At 69.7% G+C, this 24844-nt stretch carries 16 protein-coding genes and 3 pseudogenes; 7 read left to right on the top strand and 12 right to left on the bottom strand.

Annotated elements, in window-relative coordinates:
- Window positions 1-153 precede the first annotated feature (153 nt).
- Window positions 154-396, top strand: coding sequence for a hypothetical protein (locus HYQ63_RS45715; RefSeq protein ID WP_179937874.1), 243 nt, complete (start codon window positions 154-156; stop codon window positions 394-396).
- Between the two features lie 363 nt (window positions 397-759).
- The gene (locus HYQ63_RS35860; protein WP_257232355.1) at window positions 760-2046 is read left to right on the top strand and encodes a site-specific integrase; all 1287 of its coding nucleotides are present in this window, start codon (window positions 760-762) and stop codon (window positions 2044-2046) included.
- A gap of 745 nt (window positions 2047-2791) precedes the next feature.
- Here HYQ63_RS35860 and HYQ63_RS35855 read toward each other — a convergent pair.
- Window positions 2792-3712, bottom strand: coding sequence for a helix-turn-helix transcriptional regulator (locus tag HYQ63_RS35855; RefSeq protein WP_218929601.1), 921 nt, complete (start codon window positions 3710-3712; stop codon window positions 2792-2794).
- Between the two features lie 130 nt (window positions 3713-3842).
- On the opposite strand from HYQ63_RS35855, the gene HYQ63_RS35850 reads away from it, so the two are divergent.
- Both HYQ63_RS35850 and HYQ63_RS45095 read left to right on the top strand, forming a co-directional pair.
- Window positions 3843-4793 carry an NAD(P)-dependent alcohol dehydrogenase gene (locus tag HYQ63_RS35850; protein WP_179937873.1) on the top strand — a complete coding sequence of 317 codons (951 nt, stop codon included), beginning with the start codon at window positions 3843-3845 and terminating at the stop codon, window positions 4791-4793.
- 286 nt (window positions 4794-5079) lie between these two features.
- Complete coding sequence (locus HYQ63_RS45095) at window positions 5080-5217, top strand: hypothetical protein (RefSeq protein WP_257232354.1); 138 nt, start codon at window positions 5080-5082, stop codon at window positions 5215-5217.
- A 66-nt stretch (window positions 5218-5283) separates the two neighbouring features.
- Here HYQ63_RS45095 and HYQ63_RS35840 read toward each other — a convergent pair whose 3' ends face one another.
- The gene (locus tag HYQ63_RS35840) at window positions 5284-6471 is read right to left on the bottom strand and encodes a lactonase family protein (protein WP_257232353.1); all 1188 of its coding nucleotides are present in this window, start codon (window positions 6469-6471) and stop codon (window positions 5284-5286) included.
- A gap of 786 nt (window positions 6472-7257) precedes the next feature.
- Between HYQ63_RS35840 and HYQ63_RS35835 the strand changes: the two are divergent.
- Window positions 7258-8018: pseudogene (locus tag HYQ63_RS35835) on the top strand (class I SAM-dependent methyltransferase).
- Window positions 8019-8057: 39 nt separating this feature from the next.
- A pseudogene (locus HYQ63_RS45090) lies at window positions 8058-8264 on the top strand (MarR family transcriptional regulator); the annotation flags it as partial.
- A gap of 40 nt (window positions 8265-8304) precedes the next feature.
- Here HYQ63_RS45090 and HYQ63_RS35830 read toward each other — a convergent pair.
- The 10 genes and pseudogenes from HYQ63_RS35830 to HYQ63_RS35785 form a co-directional block, all read right to left on the bottom strand.
- The gene (locus HYQ63_RS35830) at window positions 8305-13248 is read right to left on the bottom strand and encodes a DNA repair ATPase (protein ID WP_179937871.1); all 4944 of its coding nucleotides are present in this window, start codon (window positions 13246-13248) and stop codon (window positions 8305-8307) included.
- A gap of 63 nt (window positions 13249-13311) precedes the next feature.
- Window positions 13312-15263: pseudogene (locus HYQ63_RS35825) on the bottom strand (flotillin family protein).
- 50 nt (window positions 15264-15313) lie between these two features.
- Window positions 15314-15892 (bottom strand): hypothetical protein, encoded by a 579-nt coding sequence (locus HYQ63_RS35820; protein ID WP_179937870.1) that lies wholly within the window; start codon window positions 15890-15892, stop codon window positions 15314-15316.
- Window positions 15893-16031: 139 nt separating this feature from the next.
- The gene (locus HYQ63_RS35815; RefSeq protein WP_373689229.1) at window positions 16032-17090 is read right to left on the bottom strand and encodes a PucR family transcriptional regulator; all 1059 of its coding nucleotides are present in this window, start codon (window positions 17088-17090) and stop codon (window positions 16032-16034) included.
- A gap of 113 nt (window positions 17091-17203) precedes the next feature.
- Window positions 17204-19135, bottom strand: coding sequence for a TrkA family potassium uptake protein (locus HYQ63_RS35810; RefSeq protein ID WP_179937869.1), 1932 nt, complete (start codon window positions 19133-19135; stop codon window positions 17204-17206).
- An 85-nt stretch (window positions 19136-19220) separates the two neighbouring features.
- Entirely contained in the window at window positions 19221-20519 is a 1299-nt protein-coding gene (locus HYQ63_RS35805) for an ArsB/NhaD family transporter (RefSeq protein WP_179937868.1), read from the bottom strand.
- Window positions 20516-20986, bottom strand: coding sequence for a CBS domain-containing protein (locus tag HYQ63_RS35800; protein WP_179937867.1), 471 nt, complete (start codon window positions 20984-20986; stop codon window positions 20516-20518). The genes HYQ63_RS35805 and HYQ63_RS35800 overlap by 4 nt, the downstream gene beginning before the upstream one ends.
- Window positions 20973-22250, bottom strand: coding sequence for a sodium:proton antiporter (locus HYQ63_RS35795; protein WP_179937866.1), 1278 nt, complete (start codon window positions 22248-22250; stop codon window positions 20973-20975). Before HYQ63_RS35795 ends, HYQ63_RS35800 begins: the two co-directional genes overlap by 14 nt.
- 258 nt (window positions 22251-22508) lie before the next feature.
- Window positions 22509-23279, bottom strand: a complete 771-nt coding sequence (locus tag HYQ63_RS35790) for an ABC transporter permease subunit (protein WP_179937865.1) — start codon at window positions 23277-23279, stop codon at window positions 22509-22511.
- A gap of 71 nt (window positions 23280-23350) precedes the next feature.
- Window positions 23351-24277, bottom strand: a complete 927-nt coding sequence (locus tag HYQ63_RS35785) for an ABC transporter ATP-binding protein (protein ID WP_179937864.1) — start codon at window positions 24275-24277, stop codon at window positions 23351-23353.
- Window positions 24278-24359: 82 nt separating this feature from the next.
- Between HYQ63_RS35785 and HYQ63_RS35780 the strand changes: the two genes are divergently transcribed.
- Entirely contained in the window at window positions 24360-24833 is a 474-nt protein-coding gene (locus tag HYQ63_RS35780) for a GbsR/MarR family transcriptional regulator (RefSeq protein WP_257232351.1), read from the top strand.
- The last annotated feature ends 11 nt before the right edge of the window (window positions 24834-24844 follow it).

Raw genomic sequence — 24844 nt, 5'->3', positions numbered from 1 at the left:
CACATCCAAGCTGTGGGTCAGCCTGCACTCCAACCAACGACGGCGCCCTGAACGCCAACGCCCACACCTCCATGAGCGCCACCGCGGGCATATCTCGCTCTGCGGCGATCCCTGCCCGTCCTGCCCCGCCGCGCCCCGCGCCAGATCCCCGGTGTGCAGTACGTCTGGCAGGAGGTACGGAACTCCTTCGACGAGCGGCGCACTGTCCTGGAGCAGATCGCGCGCGCGGTACGGCTGCGCGGGCTGTCCACGGACGCGGCCGAGTGGCGGGCCACCGAGGTGTGTGAGCGGATCACGCGCCTGTCGGCGACGGGTCGCGAGGACCGATCAGAACCCCGTCACCTGGCTTGCCAGAGCATGAGTCGGCCCCGCGAGTGCGTCCCCGCAAGGGCCTGACTGCCGGAATGTGCCTGGTGCAGGCGCTCGAATGTGACACCTGCTTCCGAGTGAGACGCACCCGAAGGACTCGGCGATGGCACCGACCAGATCGCCCACGCAGTCAGTGAGGTGCTGTTCACTAGCCGCGAGTTTTTCTGAACGACACAGACGCGAAACCCGCTTGGCACACTTTTTCTGCACGCGCCAGACTCAAAGCGGATCCACCGCACCTGTGGGAAAAGTAAAGGGATCACCGCTGGTCAGGCAACAGACCAGGACCGTGGTGTCGGATTGTGGTCGTAAGGAATTTTCATTCTCCTTAGCCGCGATTCACAATGAAAATACCGCAACAATTCCACGTCGCCGTAGAAGGTGATCACCATGCGCGCCCACGAGACCGTGGGGCGCGTCTACCGCCGCTGCGGCTGCCGCGACGAGCAGCGCCGCCAGCTCGGCACTCACTGCCCCCAGCTGATGTTCGATCCCGCCCACGGGACGTGGACCTTCGCCGTCGACCTTCCTGCCACCGAGCCCGGTGGGCACAACCGCACCGTGCGCCGCGGCGGCTTCCCCACCCAGGACGACGCCCGCACCGCCCTGCACCGCTACCGCGCCGGCCGCCGGATCGGGGTCAGTGCCGACCCGAACCAGACCGTCGCCGACTACCTGATCCAGTGGCTCGCGGCCAAACGACTACGACTCAAGCCCACCACATGGGTCCGCTACCGCGACTACGTCCACCACGACCTGATCCCGGCCCTCGGCCCGATCCGCCTGGACGAACTCGCCTACGAACACATCCACCACTACGTACTGACCCAGCTCGCCACCGGCCGCGGACGCCCCACCGTGTGGCACATCCTCGCCACCCTCTCCAGCGCGATCGGCGACGCCGTCCGCCAGCACCGACTCCCCACCAACGTCGTCCGGCCCACCGTGATCCCCCGCCCCGCCTCCGGGGAGCGCACCATCTGGACCCCAGCCCAGGCCATCCGCTTCCTGCACCACTGCCGCACAGCCGATCCGGACTTCACCGAACTGATCGAGTTCCTCATCTGCACCGGCCTCCGCAAAGGCGAAGCCCTCGGCCTGCACTGGAACGACGTCCACCTCCACGCACACACCCTCTACGTCCGCTGGACACTCTCGGCGATCGACAACAACAAGCTCGCCCTGACCCACCCGAAGACCCGTAAGAGCAGCGACTGGGTCGCCCTGTCACCCCGCATCCACGCTGTCCTCACCCGCCGCAAGGCCCAGCGCCGCACAGCCAGCGCCCCGGGCGCACGCCCGGGCGGCGGATTCGTCTTCCACCGCGAAGACGGACGCCCGCTACACCCGGAGTACGTCCTCAACCACTTCCACTACCTCGCCCGCCAAGCAGGCGTTCCGCGCACCAGCGTCCACGACCTCCGCCACCTCGCCGCAACGCTGGCGCTGACCCACGGCGTCGAGCTGACCATCGTGTCGAAGACCCTGCGCCACTCCACGATCTCCACCACGGCCAACATCTACGGCCACCTCACCAAACCCGCAGCCCGCCAAGCCGTCGACGCCATCGCCAAGCAGCTCGACCACGAGGAAAAGCGCTACGACCACACAACGACCACCAGGCCGCCCGCCCCACGAAGCAAGCCCCACAGTGACCAGTACACACAAGCGGCATGAAACAGCATCAGCGCCAAAAGCGTGCCTGGACTCGATCTACGACCACCCAACGACCACCAACGGAAAAGACCGCCCCCGCATCTCTGCGGAAACGGCCTCCGACCTGCAATAACACCGTCGGGACGACAGGATTTGAACCTGCGACCCCTTGACCCCCAGAAGTGCGAACGCCGAATTCCCCGGAATTACGGCGCTTTCCGCAGGCGAAATACGTGCGGTAACGCCTGAGTTGTGCCGGGTCGCGCACACCGTGTGGTCCCCAAATGGTCCCCACGATATTGCCTCCAAAAGCCAGCTTCGCTCTTACTCCCATCATGCACCTCTTGGCAATATCCGACAAGGACCCACCAGAGAGACGCCAGTAGCGGGAATACCCGGGAACCGTCCGGGAGTGCCTGCTGCGCGGCCGCAACACCCCCTCACCGACCGGGCGCCAAGCACCATCCGAAGTCCGGAGCCGATACCCACCTTTCCCCGGCGCCCCAGGGCTGCGTCGTTCTCGCGGGGTGTCCGGTTTGATCATGTGATGCCCAAAGTGGCGAGGGGGCGGGTGGTGTCGCGTGCGTGGCGGAGGCCGGCCGGCGGCGATGTTGGTGCGGTCGGTGAGCCGGAGTGCGCCGATGGCCAGGTTCCGCAGGGCGGCCATGCCCCGGGGCGCCGTGCCGGTGCGTACGCGGGAGGAGTCCTCGCCGTAGGTGACGTCTCTGACATGGTGAATCTCGTAGACGCAAGCCGACCGGAATCGTCAGGCAGGCCCGGCCGGGGTGTCGGGCAACCGCTGTTGGGCGGACGCCGACGCCGGGCCGGGGGCGTCGAGCAGGCCGGCGAGCAGTTGGAGTCGCTCGTCGTCGGGCCCGCCTTCCTCGGCGGTGTAGACGACCAGCATCGGCCCGGGAGCACCCGGCATCGGGTAGGCGTCCCAGTCCAGGTTCAGCTCCCCGACCAGCGGGTGGTTGACGCGCATCCGGCCGCGCGTCGTTTCCTCCACGTCGTGGCGGGCCCACAAGGTCGCGAACTCATCGCTGCGGACCGCGAGTTCACCGACCAGCTCCACGGCGCGCGGGTGCCCCGGATCGGCGGCGACCTGCGTACGCAGCATCGCGGTCAACTCGGCGACGGTGGCTGCCCGCTCCGGGCATGCCTGGTCGGCTTCCGGGTGCAGCAGCAGCGACAGCAGGTTCCGCTCCACCTGCGGCCGCTGGGTGAACTCGCCCAGCAGGGCACCGGCCAGCGGGCTCCAGGCCAACACGTCCAGGAAGCGGCCAATGACCACTGCGGGCGCGGGCATGGTACGCAGCAGCCGCAACGTGGTGGGCGGTACCACCTCCGGCGCGTGTCGTCGTGGGCGGCGGGCGGGCGTGCGCGCGGCGGCGGCGAGGCTGCGCAGGTGCCGGGACTCCTCGGCAGAGAAGTTGAGGGCGCGCGCGAGGGCGTCCAGGACCTGGTCGGAGGGCCGCACGTCGCGTCCCTGCTCCATGCGCTGGTAGTAGTCCGCGCTCACCCCGGCCAGCAGGGCCAGTTCCTCACGCCGCAGCCCGGCGACGCGTCGCCTCGGGCCGGGTTCCAGGCCGACGTCCTGTGGTCGCACCCGGGTTCGTCGGGTCCGCAGGAATTCGGCGAGTTCGCGTCGGGGATCGTCGGTCACGTCGAGGGGGGCATCGGTCACGGCGACAGTATGTCTCGGGCGCGGCCGGTGAGGGTGGGTCTGGCAGTCCCAGGAAGAGGCGAACGACCGTGATGTCGCGAGCAGGGTCCAGGATCGGATCCACAACAGCCGACCACGGAAGGACAGCGACATGAAGACCGCTCAGATCACGGGTTATGGCGCCGTGGATGTCCTGCGGGTCAACGACGTCGACCGGCCCTCTCCCGGTGCGGGCGAGGTACTGGTGTCGGTCGAGGCTTCCAGCGTGAACGGCCACGACGTGCTTGTCCGCGCCGGGGAGTTGAAGATCGTGTCGGGACGCCGCTTCCCGATCGGTGTGGGGCTGGATTTCGCGGGTGTCGTCGCCGCGACCGGCGCCGATGTCGAGGATTACCGGGTCGGGGAGCGGGTGTGGGGCATGGTGCATCCCCGGCAGCGGCACACCACCGGTGGGGCGGCCGAGTACGTGGTGGTCCCTGCGGACCGCATCGCGCCCGCCCCGGCGGGCATCTCGCCGGTAGACGCGGCCTCCCTGGTCGTCGCGGGCGCGACGGCGCTGATCGCGCTGCGGGACACCGTGCACGTCGTGAGCGGGGAGCGGGTCCTGGTCCGGGGCGCGGCGGGCGGAGTCGGCACAGCTGCCGTGCAACTGGCACACGCGTTGGGTTGCCACGTTACCGCGCTGGCCCGCGATCGCCACGCCCAGGTGCTCACCGACCTCGGTGCCGACGAGGTCCTCGACTATGGCTCCACCACCTCGGACCAGATCGGACCCTTCGACGTCATCGTCGACACGGTCGGCTCGGAACTGAACTGCTACCGAAGCCGGTTGACCAAGGGCGGCCGGATGGTCACCGTCGGGCTGTCGGCCAGCGCCCTGGCCGCGATCGCGGCGTCGAGCGTGTACGGTGCCCGCCGCATCCGCACCTTCAGCGCCAATCCCGCCACCGCCGTGCTGCGTGATCTGGCGGATCACGTCACTTCTGGTGCGCTGCGCCCGGTGGTCGACAGCGTGTACCCGCTCGCAGACATCGCCGCGGCGCATCAGTCATTCGAGCGCGGCGGCGTCGTGGGCAAGCACGTGGTCGCGGTGTCCGCGTAGCTCCGTCGTTCTCGTGGAGCATCCGGTTCGATGGGCGATCGGATAGCTCGTGATGCTGACGGTTGGTAGTCCGGGGAAGGAAGGCACGGCTGCCGGTGATCATGCGGTGTCGAGTCCCTGATCACCATGATGGAAGACCGTGCCTGTGCGCTCATCATCGCCCATCCCTGTCGGCCTGGGCCAACTCGCCGACGCTGCCCCGCCCTTGCCTGTCGGCCATGCCGGGCTCCTGGCCCGTCTGGCCTCCGTGCCCGATCCACGCCGGGCCCGGGGCTAGCGCCACCCGTTGGTCTTCGTCCTGGCTCTGGCTGCCTGCGCGGTCCTTGCCGGGGCCAAGTCCCTCACGGCGATCGCGGAATGGGCCGCCGACGCCCCGCCCGGATGCTCAACGGGTACCCGTATGCCGCCTGAAGAGCAGCGATGAATGTTCGAGAGCCCCACAGGCGGGACGACTCGTCGGGGACGGAACGTGCTCCTGTTCCCATCACGATCACGTGGCGACGATGCCCTCCATGCCGCCTGTGTCGGCGGAGAACCGCGGCAGCCCCTCGGTGGCCTTGGTGACCAGGGTCAGCTTGCCATTGGCCTCGACCCGGAATCCGTCGATGTTGCCGGTCGTGGCGTTCTGCACGTAGAGGAAAGCGCCGTCGGCGGAGGCTGCCATGTCGATCGTGCCACGGGAGTCGGCCGACAGCGGCACCGCTTGCTTGGCCACCACGCTGACCTTCCCTGCCGAGTCCACGGAGTACGCGGTCACCGCTGAATTGCCGGTGCTGGCACCGTAGAAGAAGCCGCCCGCTGCCTGGATCCAGCACAGCGTGTTCTGCCCGTTCGGCACCGCGGCCGTCACAGTGGTCAGCTTTCCGTCGGTGCCGACCTTGTACGTGCTGACGGTCGACTTCTCGGCCTCGGTGACGATCATCCGTCCGCCCTGGTCAAAGGTGAAGCCGAAGGGGACGTTTCCGGCCGACTTGTTGGAGACGGCCTTCTTGGCAAGGGTCCCGTCGGCTGCCACGGGGAACATCTCGATGGTGTTGGTCGACTTGAGGGTCACGGCCAGGTTCTCACCGTCGGGCGTGAACGAGACCTGGGCGGGGTTGTCGGTGAAGACCGGAACGGCGGGGCCCTTGACGCCCAGGAGACGCTTCGAGTCGGGTATGGCCTTCAGGCCCTGCGCGGTGATGGTGAAGCCCTGCACCGACGCCTCCCCGCCGCCGTTCAGTACGTACGCGGTGTCGCCGTACACCGCGACCGACAGCGGGAAGTCACCTCCCGATGAGACCGACTGGCGGTTGGAGAGCTTCTGTCCGGACACGCTGAAGGAGGTGACCGACCCGCTGCCCGCGTTCACACCGATCAGCATGTGATGGCGCGGGTCGTACACCAGGGAACCCTGCGAAGCGAGCGCGTCGGTGGGCGCCCCTGTGGCAACAGCGCCCTTTCCGCCGGTCCGGTAGCTGCCGGCGGCGGTCAGCTCCCCGGTGTCGGAACGCTTGAACGCATGAATGGTGTTGCCGGACACCTCGTTGCCCTGGACGAACACCGCGTGGTCCGCACCGGTAGCAGCGGCCTTCGCACGGGACGCGGCGGCAGGGGCCTGCTCCTCACTGGCGTTGGCCAGGCTGAACGTCGTCACGGCTGCCGCCACCGTGGTCACGGCGGCCGAGAGGCCAATCACGCGGTTCTTCGTCTTGGACCTGCCGCGCCTGCTCATTACTCGGATGCCTCCTGTGTGGACGGTGTACCTGGGAACATCCTGGGGAGCCGGGCGGGAAGGCGACGGTGGTTCGGTGAGCGCGTCATGACTTCGTAAGACCCAAGGGAGGCTTTGTAGGCCCATGTAGGGCTGCGCTTTCCGGAAATCTCATCCGCCCTGGTGGGGGCCGGTGGTTTCCCAAAATCTGGCCGCGGTCGCTCGAGTCGACGCTCTCGCACGGCTGCCGTCAGCACGTCATGATGATCGATCGTGCAGCTGCGACTGGCCCGCGGTGATGGTCACGTCATGCCCCTTTGTCGAGAAGCTCGGCTCTCGGTGAGGCGGCACATGACGCGGCACGGAGCACCCATCCGAGAGCGCTGCCGACCGTCGCGGTCGGCGGCGAACTCCCCCGAAAGGGACGGGCTGCCGATCCGGATTCATCAAACCCAGTAACGCAAAGCGGCAGGGCGGTGACAAGGAAGGAAGAGTCACCCGTTTGACTCAGGAGGTCCCGGCATGATCGGTGGACGGGGCCGCCTGACGCGAAGACCTCTTCGTCCGGGCCATGCGCTCATCGAGGTTCCAGTGCCGGTGAGGCTGGTGTACGTGTCGCTGGCCTGACACAAGAAGTTCGCCCGGAGGACGCAGCAGGCCGATGTGATGGCGGTCGGCGGCGACCAACAAGGGCTCGCCATCGGCCACCACCTGCGCCGCTGCTCGTCATGGACGGACCCACTACGTAGTCGCGGAGGCGAGGATGGGGGGATGACCGCCAGATCACGTGCCCAGTCGTTCGATGTGGCCGCTGCCCAGTACGCGGCGAGTCGCCCCTCCTATCCACCCGCGCTCTTCGACTGCATCGAAGAGTTCACGGCTGTCACCTGGCCGGTGTCCGGGTCGCTGATGTCGGAGCGGGCACCGGAATCGCCACCGCGCTCTTCGGGGAGCGGGGCGCCGATGTGATCGCTGTCGAGCCCGGCGAGGCCATGGCCGCCGCGTTCCGCCAGGCTCATCCGGACGTGCCGATCGTGAGAGGGGACGGCAACGCTCTACCGCTGGCCGAGGCTTCCCGCGACCTCATCGCCTACGCCCAGTCCTGGCAGTGGACCGATACCACCCGCTCCGTCCCGGAAGCATTGCGGGTCCTGCGTCCGGGCGGCGCGCTCGCGATCTGGTGGAACACCACGGCCTTCGACGTTCCGTGGATCCGTGAGCAGCACGAGCGCATCGCCCACCACTGCGGGGTGAAGCCGAGATCCGCGGTGCGTCCGAGCGACAGCGACGCCATTCGGCTGGCGGGCCTGACGGGGCTGCGGGTCGCGCGCCGCCAAGTCCGCTGGAGCCGCACGGTCTCCCTGGAAATGCATCTCGCCAACATCGGCAGCCGTTCGGCGTTCCTCGTCCTTGATCAGGCCGATCGCGGTGCCTTTTTCGCCGATGAGCGCGAGCGGCTGAGCCGGGCTTCCCCCGACGAGGCGGTGGAAGAGACCTACGTGGTTGATCTCCTGGTGGCGGCCCGCCCCTGAACCTTGCATGGCGGGACGGGACGGCATGAATGGCGCCCGATGAACGGCGGGCACCCTTCTCCAGCCTCCGAGTCCGATGCCGAGGCGATGGTCACCACCCTGCTGACCGCGTCCAGGCTGCTTGTCGCCGTCTCCGCCCGGTCATTGGCCGCGGTGGAGGATGCCCTGACGCTGCCGCAGTTCCGGATGCTGGTCGTCCTCGATGGCCGGGGGCCGTTGAGCTTGTCCGGCCTGGCGGGGCCGCTGCACAGACAGACGGCCTCTATGACCCTATGCAAAATTCGCACTATGAGCCGTCAGATGCCCCGGACAACATCATCGGGCTTGTATCCATGGTCGTGGCCACCGGGCGCCGCCTCAGGTACCCCTGCTTGACCTCGTTCCAGCGTGCCGCCTGCCCGGCGGTGAGCCTGCCGCGCAGCTTAGCCAGTTTGAGGAGGTTGGCCTCGGCATCTCCGGTGAGGGTCTGGGCCTCGGCCCGGTAGTGGTCGTCGATGAGCGCTTCCAGTTCGGCGTCGTTCATGGCCGGGACGATGCGCGCGGCGAGCTTGTTGGTATCGCGGTAGGAGCCTTGCAGACGGAACGGGGGCTCGGTGCGGGAGGCGTCGGCTTGTGCGGCGGATGCGATGTAGGCACGGTTGACCGCGAGCACCGTCTTCTGGATGTGCAGCAGCTTGCGCAGGACGGACAGGATCTCGTCCAGCTCGGCCGGGGTGCACGGGCGGGTGAGGCGGTCCGGCCGTGCCCCTTCGTCGCCGTCGTCCGCCCGCGCGAGGCGGACGAGCAGGTCGATGTCCCCACGGTCCCGGGAGGCGAGGGGGGCCAGCACGGGGTGTGAGGTGAGAGCGTTCTCGATGTGGCTGAGCACGAAGAGCTCCTCCTTCCCGCTCAGGACATCGCCGAGGTTCCATATGTCGGCCCGGTTGGCGAGCATGTCGGGGATGCGGAAGCGCTGCCCGGACTCGGTGTAGGGGTTGCCGGCCATGCACACCGCGAAGCGCTTGCCGCGCAGGTCGTAGGTGCGCGCTTGGCCGTCCCGCACTCCCTCCACGCGGCGCTGGGCGTCGCCGAGGGGGATGAACTTCTGGAGCAGTTCGGGAGAGGTGTGCTGGATGTCGTCGAGGTGGAGAAGGACGTTGTTGCCCATCTCCAGCGCGAAGTTGATCTTTTCGACCTCGCGGCGGGCGGCGGCGTCGGGCGCCGCGGCCGGGTCGAGGGAGTCGGTGCGGCGGCCGAGCGCGGGGCCGTCGACCTTGACGAAGAGGAGACCGAGGCGGGAGGCGACGTACTCCACGAGGGTCGTCTTGCCGTAGCCGGGTGGGGACAGCAGCAGGAGCAGTCCCTGGCTGTCGGTGCGGCGGCCGTCTCCGTCGGCGCCGAGCTGACGTGCGAGGTTGTCCCCGGCGAGAGGCAGATAGACCTCGTCGACCAGCCGGTTGCGGACGAAGGACGACAGCACCTTGGGCTGGTAGGCATCCAGGCGCAGCCGCTCGCGTTCGGCGGCGAGCAGTTCCGTGCGCTTGCGGGTGTACGAGCGGTAAGCGGGCACGCGGAGGCGCCGGAACTCCGTGGTACGCGTGAGGAATTCATCGAGCCTGAGGGGCATGGTGCCGCCTGCGACGCGCGAGTGCGTACCGAGCAGGTCGTCGACGGACGCGGCCAGTGGTGCGGCGATGTCGTGGCGCTCGATCGCGGTGCCGCAGACCTCGATGGCGGCCGCCTCCGCCAGATCACGGCGTTCGAGTCCGCTTGCTTCGGCATGGCCGCCGAGCCAGGACGCCGCCAGTTGGTAGCGGGCGGCCAGGTCGCCGGAGAGCGCGCGGAGGTCTTCGGTGAACTCCTTGGCGCCGGGTGAGCCGTCGCCGCCGAGAGCCGTGCGGAAGGTGGCGATCAGGGTGCGGGCTTCAGCGCTGGTCGCGAAACGCGGCGGCCCGTCGGCCAGCTCCTCGACGAGGTACGCGCCGATGGCCTCGTGATCCCGGGACGCCGCCGCGAGATCAGGTATCGCCTGCGGCAGGAAGCCGGCCGCGGCCGCGCCCAGTTCGGTACGGAGGTCTGCCGCTCCCGGCGCGTGTCCGAAGACGCCACGGGCCCGCGCGAAGGACTGGGCGCGGGTGGTCCACAGGGCGCGTGCGCGCTCCTCCGTCCCGTACGCCCAGAAGAGCTGGGCCGCCGCCCGCACCTCCGGAGCGAAGCGCAGCGGCCCGGCCTCGGCCCGCAGCCGGAGCAGGACGGTGAGGATGCGGGCGGCGTCGTGGTCGTGGACGCCTCGGTCGTAGCCCTCGTCGTAGCGGGACGCGGCGGCGCGGCTGACCTCGGCTAGGAGTGTGGCCTCATCCGCGCGGGACAGCGCTTCCCACGCCCCGGTGCCTCCCTCTTCGGCTGCCTCCAGCAGGGTCGCTGCCAGGTGTTCGGAGCGGTAGACCTCGGGGGACTCGGAGATCAGCGGCTGGTCCCAGAACTCCTGGTGCCGGGTCAGGGCCGGGTCGGTGACGGCCGCGAGGTAGTCGGTGCCGGTGATGGCGAAGGCGAGGGCGCCGTCGTGCGGGACGAGGGTGAGGTCGGTCCGCTGGTTCGGAGGCGGGACGGTGAAGCGGTGGCGGCCGAGCCGGATGGTGCCGGTGCCGTCGTACAGGTCCGCTCGGTCGCGCAGAGCGCGGGTCGCCTCCTGGCGTGCGGCGGTGAGCCCGCCGTCGAGTTCCCCGGCGCGTGCCGGATCTCCGGTGGCCCGCAGCTCGTCCGCTGTTGCCCGGACCTTGGAGACGAGCGGGTCGGACGCGAAGAACGTGGCCACCTCGTCGGCGTTGCCCAGCGACCGGGCCCGGCGGGTCAGGGTGGTGATCAGACGCCGGGCGGAGTCGGCCAGCCGCCGCGCACGGCGCGCGCGCTCGTCGAGCTGTGTCTGCCGACGGGCCGAGAACGCCTCGTGGATCTCCTCCCGCTGGGTGGCGATCCGTTCTTCGTGGGCGTCGACGTCACCGAAGCGGGCTTCGATGTCCTCGATGCGGGACAGCAGTCGGCCCAGCTGTTCGTCGCACTCCTCGGGGGTCGTGGCGGCGGCCAGCGCGCCCGCCACGGCCTGGCCGAGGAGCGCGAGCTCCGCGGCGAACTCGGCGCGTCCCTCGGATGCTCGGAGTTCGCGGCGCCGGGCGTCGAGGGTGGCGCGGGCCTGGTTGACCGCGCCGAGGACTTCCCCGGCGCGGGACAGGACGGAGGTGCGTACGGTGGCGTCGGCGAGGTCCAGCGTGGCGATGACGTCGGTGACTACGCGCAGTCCGTCCGCGTGCTCGTCGATACGCTCGGCGACGGGCGTGGCGTCCGCGACGGTGGCGACGACCGCGGCTTCGCCGGTGAGCGCGGCGACCGCCTGGTGCGTGGCCGCGAAGGCGTCTTCGCCGCTGAGGAACGCGGCGGCGCGCCGCCCGGCGGCGGCGAGGTCGTCGTTCAGCCCCGCCGCGAGCGCGTCCAACTGCTCAAGGTCGAGGTACCGGATGTCGCGCAGGGTCTCCAGGCGGCCCTGCTCCTGCCGCAGTTCCGTGAGCGCCCGCACCCAGCCGTCGGCTGTACCGGGCTGTTCGCCGCGTACGCGCCGCACCAGCGTCGTGATGCGTGCGGTGGCTTCGCCGAGGGTTTCGGCGGCCTTGTGCCTCAGCTCCGCGATCCGCCGGAATTCCTCGGTGACCCGGGCGGCGGTGGCCCGGATCGATTCCACCGGTTCGCCGAGTGAGCCGAGCTCGGGGTCGGCGAGCCAGTGGCAGGAGTCGGCGACTCGTTTCGCGGTGGCCCCGATCGCCTCGAACACGGCCTGGCCGGGCGCCATGTCATGCGCCATCCGCGCCAGCGACAGACAGCCGGAGATGCCGCGCACCAGCTCGGGATTGCCGATGCGGGCGAGCGGGCCGGTGCCCGGGGGCCGTTGCACGGCGTACGTCTCGGAGAGGTACGGCGTGGTCCACAGCTGGACCTGATGCGCTCGGGCCGGTTCACCGGGGGCGGTCGTGAGGGTGGCGAGTGCGCCGTCGTCGAAGAGCGCCCAGCCATGCGCCACGATCGGCGCGGCGACCTCCTGCCGGATGACGTTGTAGGGCAACAGCAGGACCCGGCCGTCCGCCTCGGCGTGGAACACGAAGAGCGTGTCCTCGCCACCCGGAGACCGGACGGCCCGCTCGTAGCCGAGTCCGGTGGTGTCGGTCTCGAAGGTCCTGACGGCACCGGTGGCGAGGTAGTAGCCGCCAGGGAAAACGATGCCCTGGCCGTCGGGGAGGAGGCGGCACGCCTGCCCGACGCCGTCGAGACGCAATACCTCCCGCGTGCGGGTGTTGAAGACGAGATGACGCCACGCGGGCTCGTTGTACGGGCGGATACGCAGCAGCAGAAGGGGTCCGGCGCAGGCGTAATCGACCTCGGCGTCGGCGAGGGACTGCAACGGTTCCTCGACGGGCTCAGCGTAGACGCCCTCCCCCGTCTCGGTGTCGTCCTCGGTCTTGACGGTCAGGGTGCCGCCAACTGTGGCGACGTACAGACCGTCCGCGACGCGGATGTGGGGGTGGCGGCCGAGGACGTGGTCGTTTCGGGTCGTGGCGATCCAGGTGACGTCGTGGGACGGCGGGAGGACGTGGTCGCGCTCGCCCTTGGCATCGAGGTACGCGGGCGTGCCGTCGGCCGCGATCCGCCAGCGCAGCACCCGGATGTCGGTGGGCCGCTCACCGGTCCGGAAGACGGCCAGCAGGTACGGACCGGTGCGGCGCAGCCTGAGCAGCCGGGTGGAGCGGTAGTAGCGGTACAGCTCGGCGAAGTCCCGCTGGAAACCGTCGTCGTCGAGCAGGCCCGCGAGGGCGTCGGGAGCGGCCGACCGGAAGCCGCCGTCCGCGCGGTGGAAGAGCGTGAAGACGTCCCCGACATCGGCGACCTCCGTCGACGGCGTGTTGTGGCCGCACAGCAGCAGCCCGCCGACCTGTACCAGATCGCACACGACGGTCGGCTGGGCGGTGCGCAGAACCCCGGTGCCGGTGAAGTCGAGGGCGCCGTCGCCGAACACCTCCACCCGGCGCTCGTCGAGCGCCCGCGCCCGGCTGCCCAGTTCGCGGGCCGCGCCCAGCAGCCGGTCCCGCAGCACCTCGTACGTCCCGTCCTGAAGCCCGGCCCCCGGGCCGCCCGCCGGTGAGGCCGCGTCCTGGCTCGTACGCCCTGCCGCTCGCGGCGCGGCCGTCGCCTGCCCATCGGTGTTCACGTCGTTCCCTCTCCTCACTGGCGTCGGCACGCGGCCCTGCGGCAGAGCCCCGAACTCCGGTGGCTACCGGACAGTCCCGTTGGCCTGAGCGGGCGCGGCGAGTTCGAGCAGCCTTGTGTCGCCGAGGCCGCTCGCCCGTACGGACTCCAGCAGCCCCTCCAATGCACCTGCCTTCGGACCGGCGTCGGTGATCAGCCGGGTGAGCGCACCGGCCAGGGTCAGGTCGCGGAGACCGCCGCTGCCCAGGCCCGCGAGCATCGCGCCGATGTCCTCGGTGAAGGTCGAGGCGTCCTTGTCGAGCCACGGGGCCGCCATGGCCTGGACGGACTCCGAGCGGTCGACGAAGGCGTCCACGCCCTTGCCGAGCGAGATCGCGTTCACCAGCCGGTCGAAGAAGACGCTCTCCCCGCCGACGATGTCGATCTTCGCGTTCTCCAGGCCGGTGGCCAGCACGGTGGCCTGGGCCTCGGCGACCTGCCGGTGCACGTCGATCCCGGCGAGCCGTACGTCCTTCTCCGCCTCCAGCCGGAGGCGGAACTCCTCGTGGCCGCGGCCGGCCGCGTCCAGCGCCGCCATCGCCGCCGCCTTCTCCGTAAGACCCTCGGCCTCGGCCTTCAGCTTCTCCCGCAGTCCCTCGGCCCCCGCAAGGGCCTTCTCCCTGGCGACCTCAGCCTCCGCGTGCCCGACCTTGGCGATGGCCTCCGCCGTGCCCTCCTGGACCTCGGCCTGGGCGAGTCCGGCGGCCGCCGCGTCCGCGCGCTTGCCCTCGGCGAGCCGGATCGCGGACTGCGCGTCCGGGCCGCCTTGATGTCCTTGACCAAGCGCTCCTGGGCCTCCGCCTCGGCGTGGATGATCAGTGCCTGGCGCTCGCGCTCGGCCTCCTCCACCGTACGGAGCTTCTTGATCTCCTCTTCCTGCGCCGCGACGGTCTTCTCCACCGCGATCCGCTCCCGCACCACGTCGGCGATCTCCCGCTTCTCCGCCTCGACCTCCTTGTCGGCGGCGATGCGCCTCAGCTGGGTCTCCCGCTCCCGCGCGATGACCTCCAGGAGCCGGTCCTTCTCGATGCGCTCGCTCTCGATGGCGATGACGCGCTCGCGGTTCTTGACCGCGACGGCGATCTCCCGTTCGCGGTTCTCGTTCTGGATGCCGAGCGCCTCTTCGGTCTTCAGATGCGCGCTGTGCGCCCGCAGCCGCTCCTCCGCCTGCACCCGCGCCGTCTCCGCCTCCTCCCTGGCCCGTACGGTCTCGATCTCGCGCGTCTGCTTGATCTCGGCGTCGGCCTGCCGCCGCTCCAGCTCCAGGACCGCCTCGCGGGCCTCGACGTTCTGCCGGGTGATCTCCTTCTCCTCCGTGCGCTGGTACTCATTGGTGCGCACATGCTCGATGGCGGTCAGCTCGGTGATCTTGCGGATGCCCTGGGCGTCCAGGATGTTGGCGGCGTCCAGCTGGCCCATCGGCGTCTGTTCGAGATAGTCGATGGCCGCGTCCTCCAGGCTGTAGCCGTTGAGGTCGGTGCCGATGACCGCGATGATCCGGTCCCGGAACTCGTCGCGCTTGGTGTAAAGGTCGGCGAAGTCCAACTGCTTGCCGACCGTCTTGAGCGCCTCGGAGAACTTGGCGTTGAACAGCTCCTGCAAGGTGCGCGGGTCACTGGCGCGCGCCGTGCCGATCGCCTGGGCGACCTTCACCACGTCCTCCCTCGTCTTGTTGACCCGCACGAAGAAGGCGATGCGGATGTCGGCGCGGATGTTGTCCTGGCAGATCAGCCCCTCACGGCCGGTGCGGCCGATCTCGATGGTCTTCACCGAGATGTCCATCACCTCCGCCTTGTGCAGCACGGGCAGCACCACGGCACCCGTGAAGGTCACATCGACCTTGCGGTACTTGGAGACGATCAGCGCCTGCCCCTGCGGCACCTTGCGGTACAGCCGCGTGACGGCCAGGAACACGACGAGTACGACGAGCAGGACGACGGCGATGACCACGCCCAGCCCTACGGTGATGGCATCCATCGGTGAGATCCCTTGGTTGTCCGGGATGTGGGAAGAGAGATGTGGGGTGTTCAGACGGCCGGGCGGTGGGGGTCGAGCGCGCTGTCGAAGGGCGCGACCCGGAAGAACTCGCCGTCGGCGTCGTAGTCGAAGATGAGCGCGTGGGAGCCCGAGACCAGTCCGGCCTCGTGGGTACGGACCTGGACGGTCGCGGTCGATCCGTCGTCGGACGTCACCTCGGCCTGGCCGAAGTCGGCACTTACGCGGGAGGTGCGGATCACGCAGACGCGGCCCACGAAATGCTCGCGCGACGGCACCCGTTCGGGAGGCAGGAAGCGGTGGGCCAGGCGCCGCTGCACCCTGATGCCGACCCAGGCCGCCCCCAGTGCGGCGGGCAGCACGGCGACGCGAAGCCAGCGGTGGTCGATCAGCGCGTCACCGGCCAGGGCCACGAACCAGGCAATGACGATTCCGGTCGAGACCATGGCGGTGACCGGTATTCCGGCGGTGCCGGCGTGGACGCCGTCTCCCCCGTCGAAGGCGTCCACGCCGATCCCTCCCAGCAGCACCACAAGCCAGTACCCGGCCACGACGAGGAGCGCGAAGCTGAACGTGGGAAACCCCAGAGCGGCCCTCAGGAACCCAGCCACAGCACCACCCCCGTCCCTCGTCTCGGTGCCACGGCATCGTGACACCGGGAGGTACGGCCGCACATTGCCGGATCCCGGCAATCTTTACGCGCTCCTGACGTCCTGTTAACGCGGGAACCGACCGGGCTCCGGGAAGCGTCTACAGCGGCTCCGACGGCCACCCCAGCAGCCGCGCCCCCATCGCCGCCGTCTCCAGCGTGAAGCGCTGTAGCGCGTCCCCGGGGTCGTAGCCGGTCAGGGTCTTGATCCGCTCCAACCGGTAGGAGAGGGTGCGTACGCTGATCTTCAGGCGCCGTGCCGCCTCGGCGTTGACATAACCGGCCGCCGCGCACGCGGTGAGCGTCTCCAGCAGCGGCCCGGCCCCGCCGCGCGACGTCGTGAGCGGGCCGAGCACCGTCCGCACCAGGTCGGACATGGCCGCCCGGTCACGCAGCAGCACCGGGAAGACCAGCAGGTCCCCGGCGTGCAGAACGGGTCCTGGCAGCTCCAGCCGCTCGGCGAGCTCCAGGGCGCCGAGCGCCTCCTCGTAGCTGAGCACCACACCGCCCGCTCCTGGGTGCTCACGGCCGATGGCCACCCAGCGCGCCCCCGGGTGGCCGGTGCCGGGCCATTCCGCGTGCTTCGCGAAGGCGTCCAGGATGACGCGCTCACTGCTCGCGGCGACGCACACCAGCCGCCCGTCCTTGGTGGTCAGAAGTACGTCGTGCTCACCGAAGCGGGCGATCAGTTCCCGCTCGACGCGGCGCACCACCGGGTGGACGTCGTCGTACGGCTCATCCCCCTCGGCGACGGCGACCGCGTGGGAACCCGCCAGCCGCAGTCCGAACCGCTCGGCACGCTCGGCCAGCCGCCCCAGATCACTACGCCCGTACAGCAGATCGTCGATGAACTCGCGCCTCGCCGCCTCCTCCTGCCGTACCGCCAGGTGCTGCGCCCGCTCGTGCCCCTCCCCCAGCGCGCTGATCGCCGCGTCCACGGCGCCGAGTAGCGCGTCGTCGGTACGGGCCACCGCGGCCGCACTCGGCGCCCGTGCGACGCCGGGCAGCGAACCCCAGAGTCTGCGGGTCTCGCCCAGGTACAGTCCGATCAGCTCCCGCAGCCCGTACCCCGCCTCCGCCGCCCGCTCCCCCAGCTCGCGCAGCGCGTCCAGCTCGGGCCGTCGCAACAGCCGGCCGGTACTGGAGACATCGGCGAGCATGTCCGCGTAGTCCCCGAGGAAATGCCCGGGTATGCCGCCTCGTTTCACCTGTCTGCTCCTTCTGGTCCAGGACCGGCATCCGCCGAGCATTCCCTCGGTTGTTCCCGCGTCGGTCATCCGGTCTCGGGGACCCCTCGCGCCACGGGGTTTCCGCCGAGGAGTTCGCCCAGGCCCTGGCGGGTGGTGGCCAGCACCACGCGGTCGTGCGGCTTCAGTACATAGCCGGGGTGCGGGTCCCACACCAGACCGGGCTCCCGGTCGGCGCCGTCGTACGGGAGCGCCGCGGCGAGGTCGCGCTGCCGGTCCGCCGGTTCTGCCGCGTCGAGCGCGATCACTCGCCAGGCGCCCGGCTTGAACGCTTCGGCGACCGTGCGGTCCTCCAACTGCGGGTGGCCCGCGACGTGCAGTGCGGCGAAGAGCAGCACTTTGCGTTCGACCGGTATGGCGCCCAGGACCTGGCGGCCCATCATGGCTCCGGCGAAGGCCGGTGCCGCGAGTGTCGAGACACTGCGGCTGCGGGTCAGGGCCTGGGGGTGGGCGGCGCGCAGGGTGCGGTAGACGGCGGTGGCGAAATGGTCGTCGTACAGGCGCAGTGCCGCCCGCAGGCCGGGTGTGACCGAGCGGGCGTACAGCGTCGCCTCCAGGTTGGTGATGTCGGAACTGGTCAGCGCGAGCAGAGCATGGGCCCGCCGGACCTTGGCTGCCTCCAGCACGCCTTCCTGGGTGACGTCACCCAGGACGGTCGGCACTCCGAGCCGCCGGGCGAGCGGGATGCCGCGCGCTTCGGGGTCCTCCTCCACACACACCACGGGGATGTCCAGCTCATGCAGTCTCGCCAGCACACGTGTGCCCACCTTGCCGAGGCCGAGCAGGACGACATGGCCGGAGAGTCCGCGCGGTGGCCGGCGCAGCGCGGACGCGGTCCGGAAGGTGCCCAGCGCTTCGAGGGCGGCCGCCACCAATACGGGCAGCAGGAGCAAGCCGGTCAGCCCGGAGAGGAGCTGGAGCACTTTGCGCCCGGGCGGCTCGTCGAGCGCCGGGTCGTCGATGGCCAGCACGTCCAGCACCGTGAGATAGGCCGCGTGCAGGGGGTCCGCTCCGGTGAACAGCCACGAGGCGAGGGCGAGCGCGAGCACGGCGGTCACCATCCCGGCGACGGACCAGCGCAGTCTGCGGGAGAACAGCGAGGCGAGGGGCACCCTGCGGCTGCCGAGCCGCCGCGGTGGAAGGGGCGGACCGGTGGCGGAGACGGCTTCCAGAACCACCGTGCCGCGCCCGGTGGCGGCGGCGACCTCCTCGTCGCCGGGCAGCAGGCGCGGACCGTCGTCCCCGCTGCTGTCCGAGCCCTCGCTGCCGCCGGGGTCGCTGGTGGTGGACGAGAGCAGCGCGAGGGTGCACAGCCCGGGGTCGGCCACCTCGTCGCGGCCGGGCGGGGTGCGCTCGGCTGCGCGCAACAGCAGCCCGTCGGCCTGCACCACTTTCCGGGTGCCCGCGACGGCGGTGGCCGCGAGCGCGGGGGCCACCGTGTCGGCGTCGGACAGCACAGACGTGGCGGCGTCCAGCTCCGCCGGGTCCATACCGGGGTCGGCGACCACCGCGGCCTGGTCGAGCAGTTCTTCCAGGTGCTGGCCCAGTTTGCGGTTGTAGAGCCGGATGACCAGCCTCAACCGGGGGTTGAGGCGGCGGGCACGTAGTGCGGCGTGGATGTTGGTCTCGTCGTCGTCATGGACCAGGGCCAGTGCCGTGGCCCGTTCCGCACCCGCCTCGGTCAGCACGTCATCGGCGAGGTCCGGCGCCTCCATGACCCGAACTTCAGTATCCGGGGCCCCGTCCGACGCACCCTGTCGGGGCAGCGGCGCACGTCCGACCGCCGCTGCCACCCGGCCGAGGAGAGCGGACGCGCGAGCGGGTCCTGTGGTCCGTATCCGTGTGGTCTCCCGTACCTGGGCCGCGGCCGGCACGACGACCGTCACCCGCGCGCGGTAGACCTCGTGCAGTTCGGCCGCCAGGCGGTGGGCCAGCGCGTCGTCGCCGCAGACGATCATGTGTGGGACGCCGGGATCAGCGGGCGTCCCTTGTGGTGAGGAAGACATGATGGTGAGGGCCCCCGTCGGTCGTTGATGTCAGCCGTCATCCAAGGGCGAAGTACCGCAGCCACAGGTATCCCGCGGCGATGGTGACCGTGACCGCGGTGACGACCAGGCCGTACTTGGTGAACTGCCAGAAGGAGATGGGCTGCTGGTTGCGTTCGGCGATGCCCAGGACGACGACGTTGGCGGAGGCGCCGATGGCGGTGGCGTTGCCGCCGAGGTCGGCGCCCAGAGCCAGGGCCCACCACAGCACGTGGACGCCGTCGCCGCCGAATCCGTGTGCCAGGTCGGCGGTGATGGGGGCCATGGTGGCGACGTACGGAATGTTGTCGACGACCCCGGACAGCACGGCCGAGCCGAACACCAGCAGCATCGTCGCGCCCAGTTCGCTGCCACCGGTGGCATCCGCCAGGGCGCGGGAGACCTCCCCGATGACGCCGGTCTCGATGAGCGCTCCGACCATGATGAACAGCCCGGCGAAGAAGGCGAGCGTCGGCCACTCGACCTCCTTCAGCGCCTCACCGGTCTCCACCTTCGAAATGGCGATGAGCAGCCCGGCGCCGAGCAGGGCGACCACGCTCGGCGCGTAGTGCAGCACCGGGTGGGCCACGAACCCGATGACGACCAGGGCGAGGACGCCCAGGCCCTGGTACAGCAGCCGGTGGTCGCGGATGGCTTCGTGTTCTTCCAGCGCCATCACGTCGGCGGCGCGGTCCTGGTCGTACACCAGCACCTTGCGGAACATCACCCGGCACATCACCACCAGCACGGCGGTGAGAACCGCGGCGATGGGTGCCAGGTGGACCAGGAAATCGTTGAAGGTCAGCCCGCCCCGGCTGGCGATGATGATGTTCGGCGGGTCACCGACGAGCGTGGCGGTGCCGCCGATGTTGGACGCCATCACCTCGGCGATCAGAAACGGCGCCGCCGGCAGCGCGAGGCGTTCGCACACCAGCAGGGTGACCGGGGCGACCAGCAGAACCGTGGTGACGTTGTCGAGCAGCGCGGACGCGGAGGCGGTGATGGCTATCAGCATGGTCATCACCCGGAAGGGCTTGCCGCGGGCGCGTTTGACCGCCCAGATCGCCAGATACTCGAACACGCCCGTCTGCCGCAGCACCCCGACGATCGCCATCATCCCGAGCAGCAGGAAGACGACGTTCCAGTCGATCCCGGAGTGCTCGTCGAAGAAGGCCGCCTTGTCGTCCGTGGCACTGATCACGAGCATGGCCGCCGCCCCCGCCAGGGCCGCGGCCGTGCGGTGGACGCGCTCGCTGATGATCGCCACGTACGCGATCACGAAGACCGCGATCGCCGCCCAGCTGTGCCAGTCGCTCATGTCACCCCAAGAAGACGTTCCAGCAGATGCGCGGCGGTGATCACACCAAGCAGCCGGGAGCCACCGCGATCTCCTCGCTCACCCCGTTCCACCACCGCGATCAGCGGGCTGTGTTCGCGTGCCATGAGCGCGGCGACCTCCAGCGCGGTGTCATCCGGGTCCGCGACCGGTGGCTTGTGGCCTTCCCTGGGCAGGCAGTCGGCCACCCGCCGTCCCGCCAGCGCCTGGCACAGCCGGTCCGCGTGCGGCTCGTCGACCACCGCCGCGAGCGTGGGGTCTTCGATCACGTAGCCGGGCACGAGCAGCTTGACCAGGGCGGACGCGGGCAGCAGGGCGTGCGGCTCACCGCCGTCGTCCATCACCAGCACACCGGGCAGCCGTTGCTCGGCCAGCAGCCGGGCCGCGTCCAGCGCATCGCTGTCCAGCCGCACCGACGGATATTCCACCGCCAGATCACGTGCGCGCATCGCCGTCCTCCTCCATCCGGGCCGCGGGCTCCGCGGCCACGGCAGTCCGCTTCCCCCTGTGCTCATCGTCATCATCGTCATCCGGTATGCCGACGAGGTCCTCGACATCGAAGACACGGGCAACGGGCACATCCGTACTGCTGTGGGCGACGATGGAGAACGCGATGCACACCGCGATCAGGGTGTATGCCTCCCGGCCCTGTGGGATGCCCGACTGGAGCACCAGCAGCCCGTAGACGACGGAGGCGAAGCCCTTCGGCCCGAACCAGGCCGCCGCCAGCTTCTCCCGCCGGTCGAATCGCGTGCCGATCAGCGAGATGAGCAGCGATGCGGGCCGGATCAGAACGATCGCCAGAACCACGGCGACATATCCGCCGACCGGCAGGTCACCGAACAGCCGAGGCGTCAGCAGCGCACCGAACACCAGCAACGCCGCGAACTTGCTCAGCTCTGCCAGCGCCTCGCCCAGCGGCTCGAACGCACGGCAGGAGTCCGGCGAGACGGAGGCGAGCACCGCACCCGCGGAGAAGGCCGCCAGGTAGGGGTTGGCGTGGGTGAGATGGCACGTCGCGTAAAGGATCACCCCGGCCGCCAGCGGCAGCAGCGGCTGGAGATTCGGCTCGGCACCGAGCACCGGGAGCCGCACCAGACCGTTCACGAGCAGCGGCAGCGCGACGCCCAGCGCCAGACCGCCGACCAGCTCCAGAGCGATCTTGGACAGGGACGCCTCCGCCGCATCCGAGGTCGGACCGGCCGTCGCGATCAGCACCAGCACGACCGGCAGCGCCAGCCCGTCGTTGATCCCGCTCTCCACGTTCAGCAGCTGCCGCAATCGCGCCGGGACCTCCTTACGGCCCACGATCGCCGACGCGAACACCGGGTCGGTCGGCGCCAGCACCGCACCGACCAGGAACGACGTCGTCCAGTCCAGCCCCACCAGGAAGTGGGTGATCAGCGCCATCCCCACGAACGCCAGCGGCATGCCAAAACCCAGCGCACGAGCGGGGTTCCGCCAGGCACCGCGCAGAGCGGGGAACGAGACGTGCATGCCGTCGGTGAACAGCACCGCGAACAGCGCCAGATCGGCCGTGATCGCGACGATCGGGCTGTCCGCCGTGATGTGGATGAGGCCAAAGGCCCCGTCGCCGACGAGCGCGCCCGCGACGAGAAAGAGGAGCGAGGTGGAGAGTACGGAGCGGGCCGCCAGGCCCGAGACCAGTACTGCGATGAGGAGTGCGACGCCGAAAACAGCGATGAGCACCATGGGTTGTTCCGCCCCCGATCGGCAAAGAGAGTGATCCCCTGTCCGCCGACCAGACTTCCCGGCACTCCGCCAGGCACCTTACAGGAATCTGACGCGATCCCTACGGGGAATTGACGGTTGTGGCCCGCCCGGCACCCCCCGATCCCCGCGATCCGATTCTCTTCCCTTGCGGGGATCCGTACTCTCCGCCTGCTGGCACTGTGCGGTCACAGCGTTTTGGGCGTCGCCTTGCGGCGCCTGCCGGCCCCGTTCCTGCGGTCAGTTGTTCAGATCTCGACGCCCGAAGAGGACGGCTCCCAGTGTGATGAGGACGGCCGTGACGATGCCGAGCACTGCGGTATCGAGCCACTGGAAGCCGTTTTTGAGGGGCTCGCCGCCGATGTAGTACTGGAAGGGGGACAGGTAGGCGAGCCACTCGGCGCCGATCTGAGTGGCGAAGGTGTAGGCGGCGTACGTGAGGACGCCGCTCACCGCGGTCGCGGCGAGGACGACGACGCGTCGGCCGAAGGCGGCCCCGAGGCCGGTGGCGAGAGCGCCGAAGACGAGCGCGAGCAGGGCCAGGTTCGCGCACTGGGCGAGCAGTTCGACCGGGGTCACGCTGGCGAGCTCGGCACTGTCGCGAATGGCGAGCAGGCCGAGCCATACGAGTACGGAGATGGTCACAGCCCCGGTGATCAGGGCGCCGAAGCGCTGGAGCACCAGACGGGTGCGGGTGACGGGGTGGGCGAGCAGGAGGTCGAGCTGTCCGGACTCCTCGTCGCCCGCGGTGGCACGGGCCCCGGTGGCAGTGCCGTAGATCATGGCGAGCAGTGGCAGGATCAGACCGAAGACGCTGGCCTGGAGGTAGCCGGCAGCGGTGGCGTCAATGTGCAGGGCATCGCGCATGGCCTGAGGAAGGTTTGCGGTGTTGTCCTTCTGCGAGGGGTAGGTGGAGGCGTACATCATCCCGACCGCTGCGGTGCCGAGCGGCCAGCCGATGAGTCCGCGACGGCTGTCGGAAAGGGACATGGTGTAGAGGGCGGTGCTCATGGTGGGGGTCCTTCTCTCGGTCGGGGCTGGAGGCTTGGCCAAGGCGGGGAGCCGAGCAGGCTGCATGGCTGTCAGGCGGGCTGGGTGGGGGTGCGTGGCTCGGCGTTGGCGCCCTCGTAATAGGTGTGGAAGAGCTCTTCGAGGGCGGGTTCGGTGGCGCGCAGTCCGGTGACGGTGTGCCTGGCGAGTGCCTTGATGAGTGCGTCGGGGCTTCCCGTGACCTGGCCGGTGAGGGTGGTGCCGGACACGTCGAGGTGCAGTTGTCCAGCGCCTTCGACTGCCGCGAAGGCGGCGGTCTCCACTGGCCGGGCGAAGGTGACCTCGATGTCGCGGACGGTTCCGGTGCGCAGATTGGTGACGGTGTCCACAGCGGCCAGGCGCCCGTCGCGGATGATGCCGACCCTGTCGGCGACCGCTTCGACCTCGCTCATGATGTGGCTGGACATGAAGACGGTTTGACCGTTTGCGGCGGCCTCGGCGACCAACTCGAGGAAGGTCTGCTGGACCAGTGGGTCGAGCCCTGAGGTGGGCTCATCGAGGATCAGCAGCTCCGGGGTGTGCATGAATGCCTGCACGATGCCGACCTTCTGCCGGTTGCCCTTGGACAGCTTCTTGATCTTCGCACTCTGGTCGAGTCCCAGCCGGTCGGCCAGATCGTCGATCCTCCCTTGCGGTACGCCGCCGCGCAGGGCGGCGAGGAAGCGCAGGTAGGCGCGAACGTTCTGCCGTCCGTCGCAGACGAATTCACCAGCCAGGTAGCCGACCCGTGCGCGCAGTCGGACTCCGTCGGCACGCGGGTCGAGCCTGAGGACGGTGGCGGTGCCGCCAGTAGGGCGGATGAGGTCGAGCAGCAGGCGGATGGTCGTGGACTTTCCGGCGCCGTTGGGCCCGAGGAAACCGAAGACCTCTCCTGCCCGGACGTCCAGGGACAGGCCGGTCAGGCCGCGGCGGGATCCATACGTCTTGGTGAGCTCCCGGAGCTCGATGGCATGTTTCATGCGCAGAAGCTAGCGAGCTTTCAGAGATCTGTAAACGTTCGGAGATATCTGAACTATAAGAGAGCTCGGTATGCTGAGAGGCATGGACGACGGCACGGACACCCGGCTGCGCGAGACCGCGGAGAGGCTGGCGCTCACCCTGGCGCAGGGCGGCATGCAGAAGACCACCGCGCGCGTGATGACCGCCCTGCTCTTCAGCCAGCAGGAGACCATGACGGCCACCGACCTCTGCGAGGAGCTACAGATCAGCTCCGGCGCCGTCTCCGGCGCGGTCAAGCAACTCATTCCCACCGGCATGATCGAGCGCGTCCCGGCCCCAGGCAGCCGCCGCGATCACTACCGCTTCCGCGAGCACGCCTGGGCCACCTTGATGAGCAGCCAGAACGCAATGCTTGCCGTGATGGGCGACGCCGCCGCCGAGGGCCTCAAGGGCGCCGGAGCGGACAGCGTCGCCGGGCGCCGTCTCCACGAGATGCAGGACTTCTACGTGTTCATGCAACGCGAGATGGCGGCACTGATCGACAATTGGCGCGAACAGTACGATGCCGGTCGCTGACAGCGACCCCG

This window comes from Streptomyces sp. Rer75, assembly GCF_013414305.1.
Taxonomy (GTDB): Bacteria; Actinomycetota; Actinomycetes; order Streptomycetales; family Streptomycetaceae; genus Streptomyces; species Streptomyces himastatinicus.
The sequence above is the reverse complement of the archived record's forward strand: the minus strand, read 5'-3'. Positions and strand labels throughout refer to the sequence as shown.

Excerpts from the sequence above, each read along its gene's own strand:
- HYQ63_RS35810 (WP_179937869.1), bottom strand. The coding sequence starts at position 19,135 with ATGATCGTCTGCGGCGACGACGCGCTGGCCCACCGCCTGGCGGCCGAA.
- HYQ63_RS35795 (WP_179937866.1), bottom strand. The coding sequence starts at position 22,250 with ATGGTGCTCATCGCTGTTTTCGGCGTCGCACTCCTCATCGCAGTACTG.
- HYQ63_RS35785 (WP_179937864.1), bottom strand. The coding sequence starts at position 24,277 with ATGAAACATGCCATCGAGCTCCGGGAGCTCACCAAGACGTATGGATCC.
- HYQ63_RS35860 (WP_257232355.1), top strand. The coding sequence starts at position 760 with ATGCGCGCCCACGAGACCGTGGGGCGCGTCTACCGCCGCTGCGGCTGC.
- HYQ63_RS35780 (WP_257232351.1), top strand. The coding sequence starts at position 24,360 with ATGGACGACGGCACGGACACCCGGCTGCGCGAGACCGCGGAGAGGCTG.
- HYQ63_RS35850 (WP_179937873.1), top strand. The coding sequence starts at position 3,843 with ATGAAGACCGCTCAGATCACGGGTTATGGCGCCGTGGATGTCCTGCGG.
- HYQ63_RS35805 (WP_179937868.1), bottom strand. The coding sequence starts at position 20,519 with ATGAGCGACTGGCACAGCTGGGCGGCGATCGCGGTCTTCGTGATCGCG.
- HYQ63_RS35815 (WP_373689229.1), bottom strand. The coding sequence starts at position 17,090 with ATGCTCGCCGATGTCTCCAGTACCGGCCGGCTGTTGCGACGGCCCGAG.
- HYQ63_RS35790 (WP_179937865.1), bottom strand. The coding sequence starts at position 23,279 with ATGAGCACCGCCCTCTACACCATGTCCCTTTCCGACAGCCGTCGCGGA.
- HYQ63_RS35800 (WP_179937867.1), bottom strand. The coding sequence starts at position 20,986 with ATGCGCGCACGTGATCTGGCGGTGGAATATCCGTCGGTGCGGCTGGAC.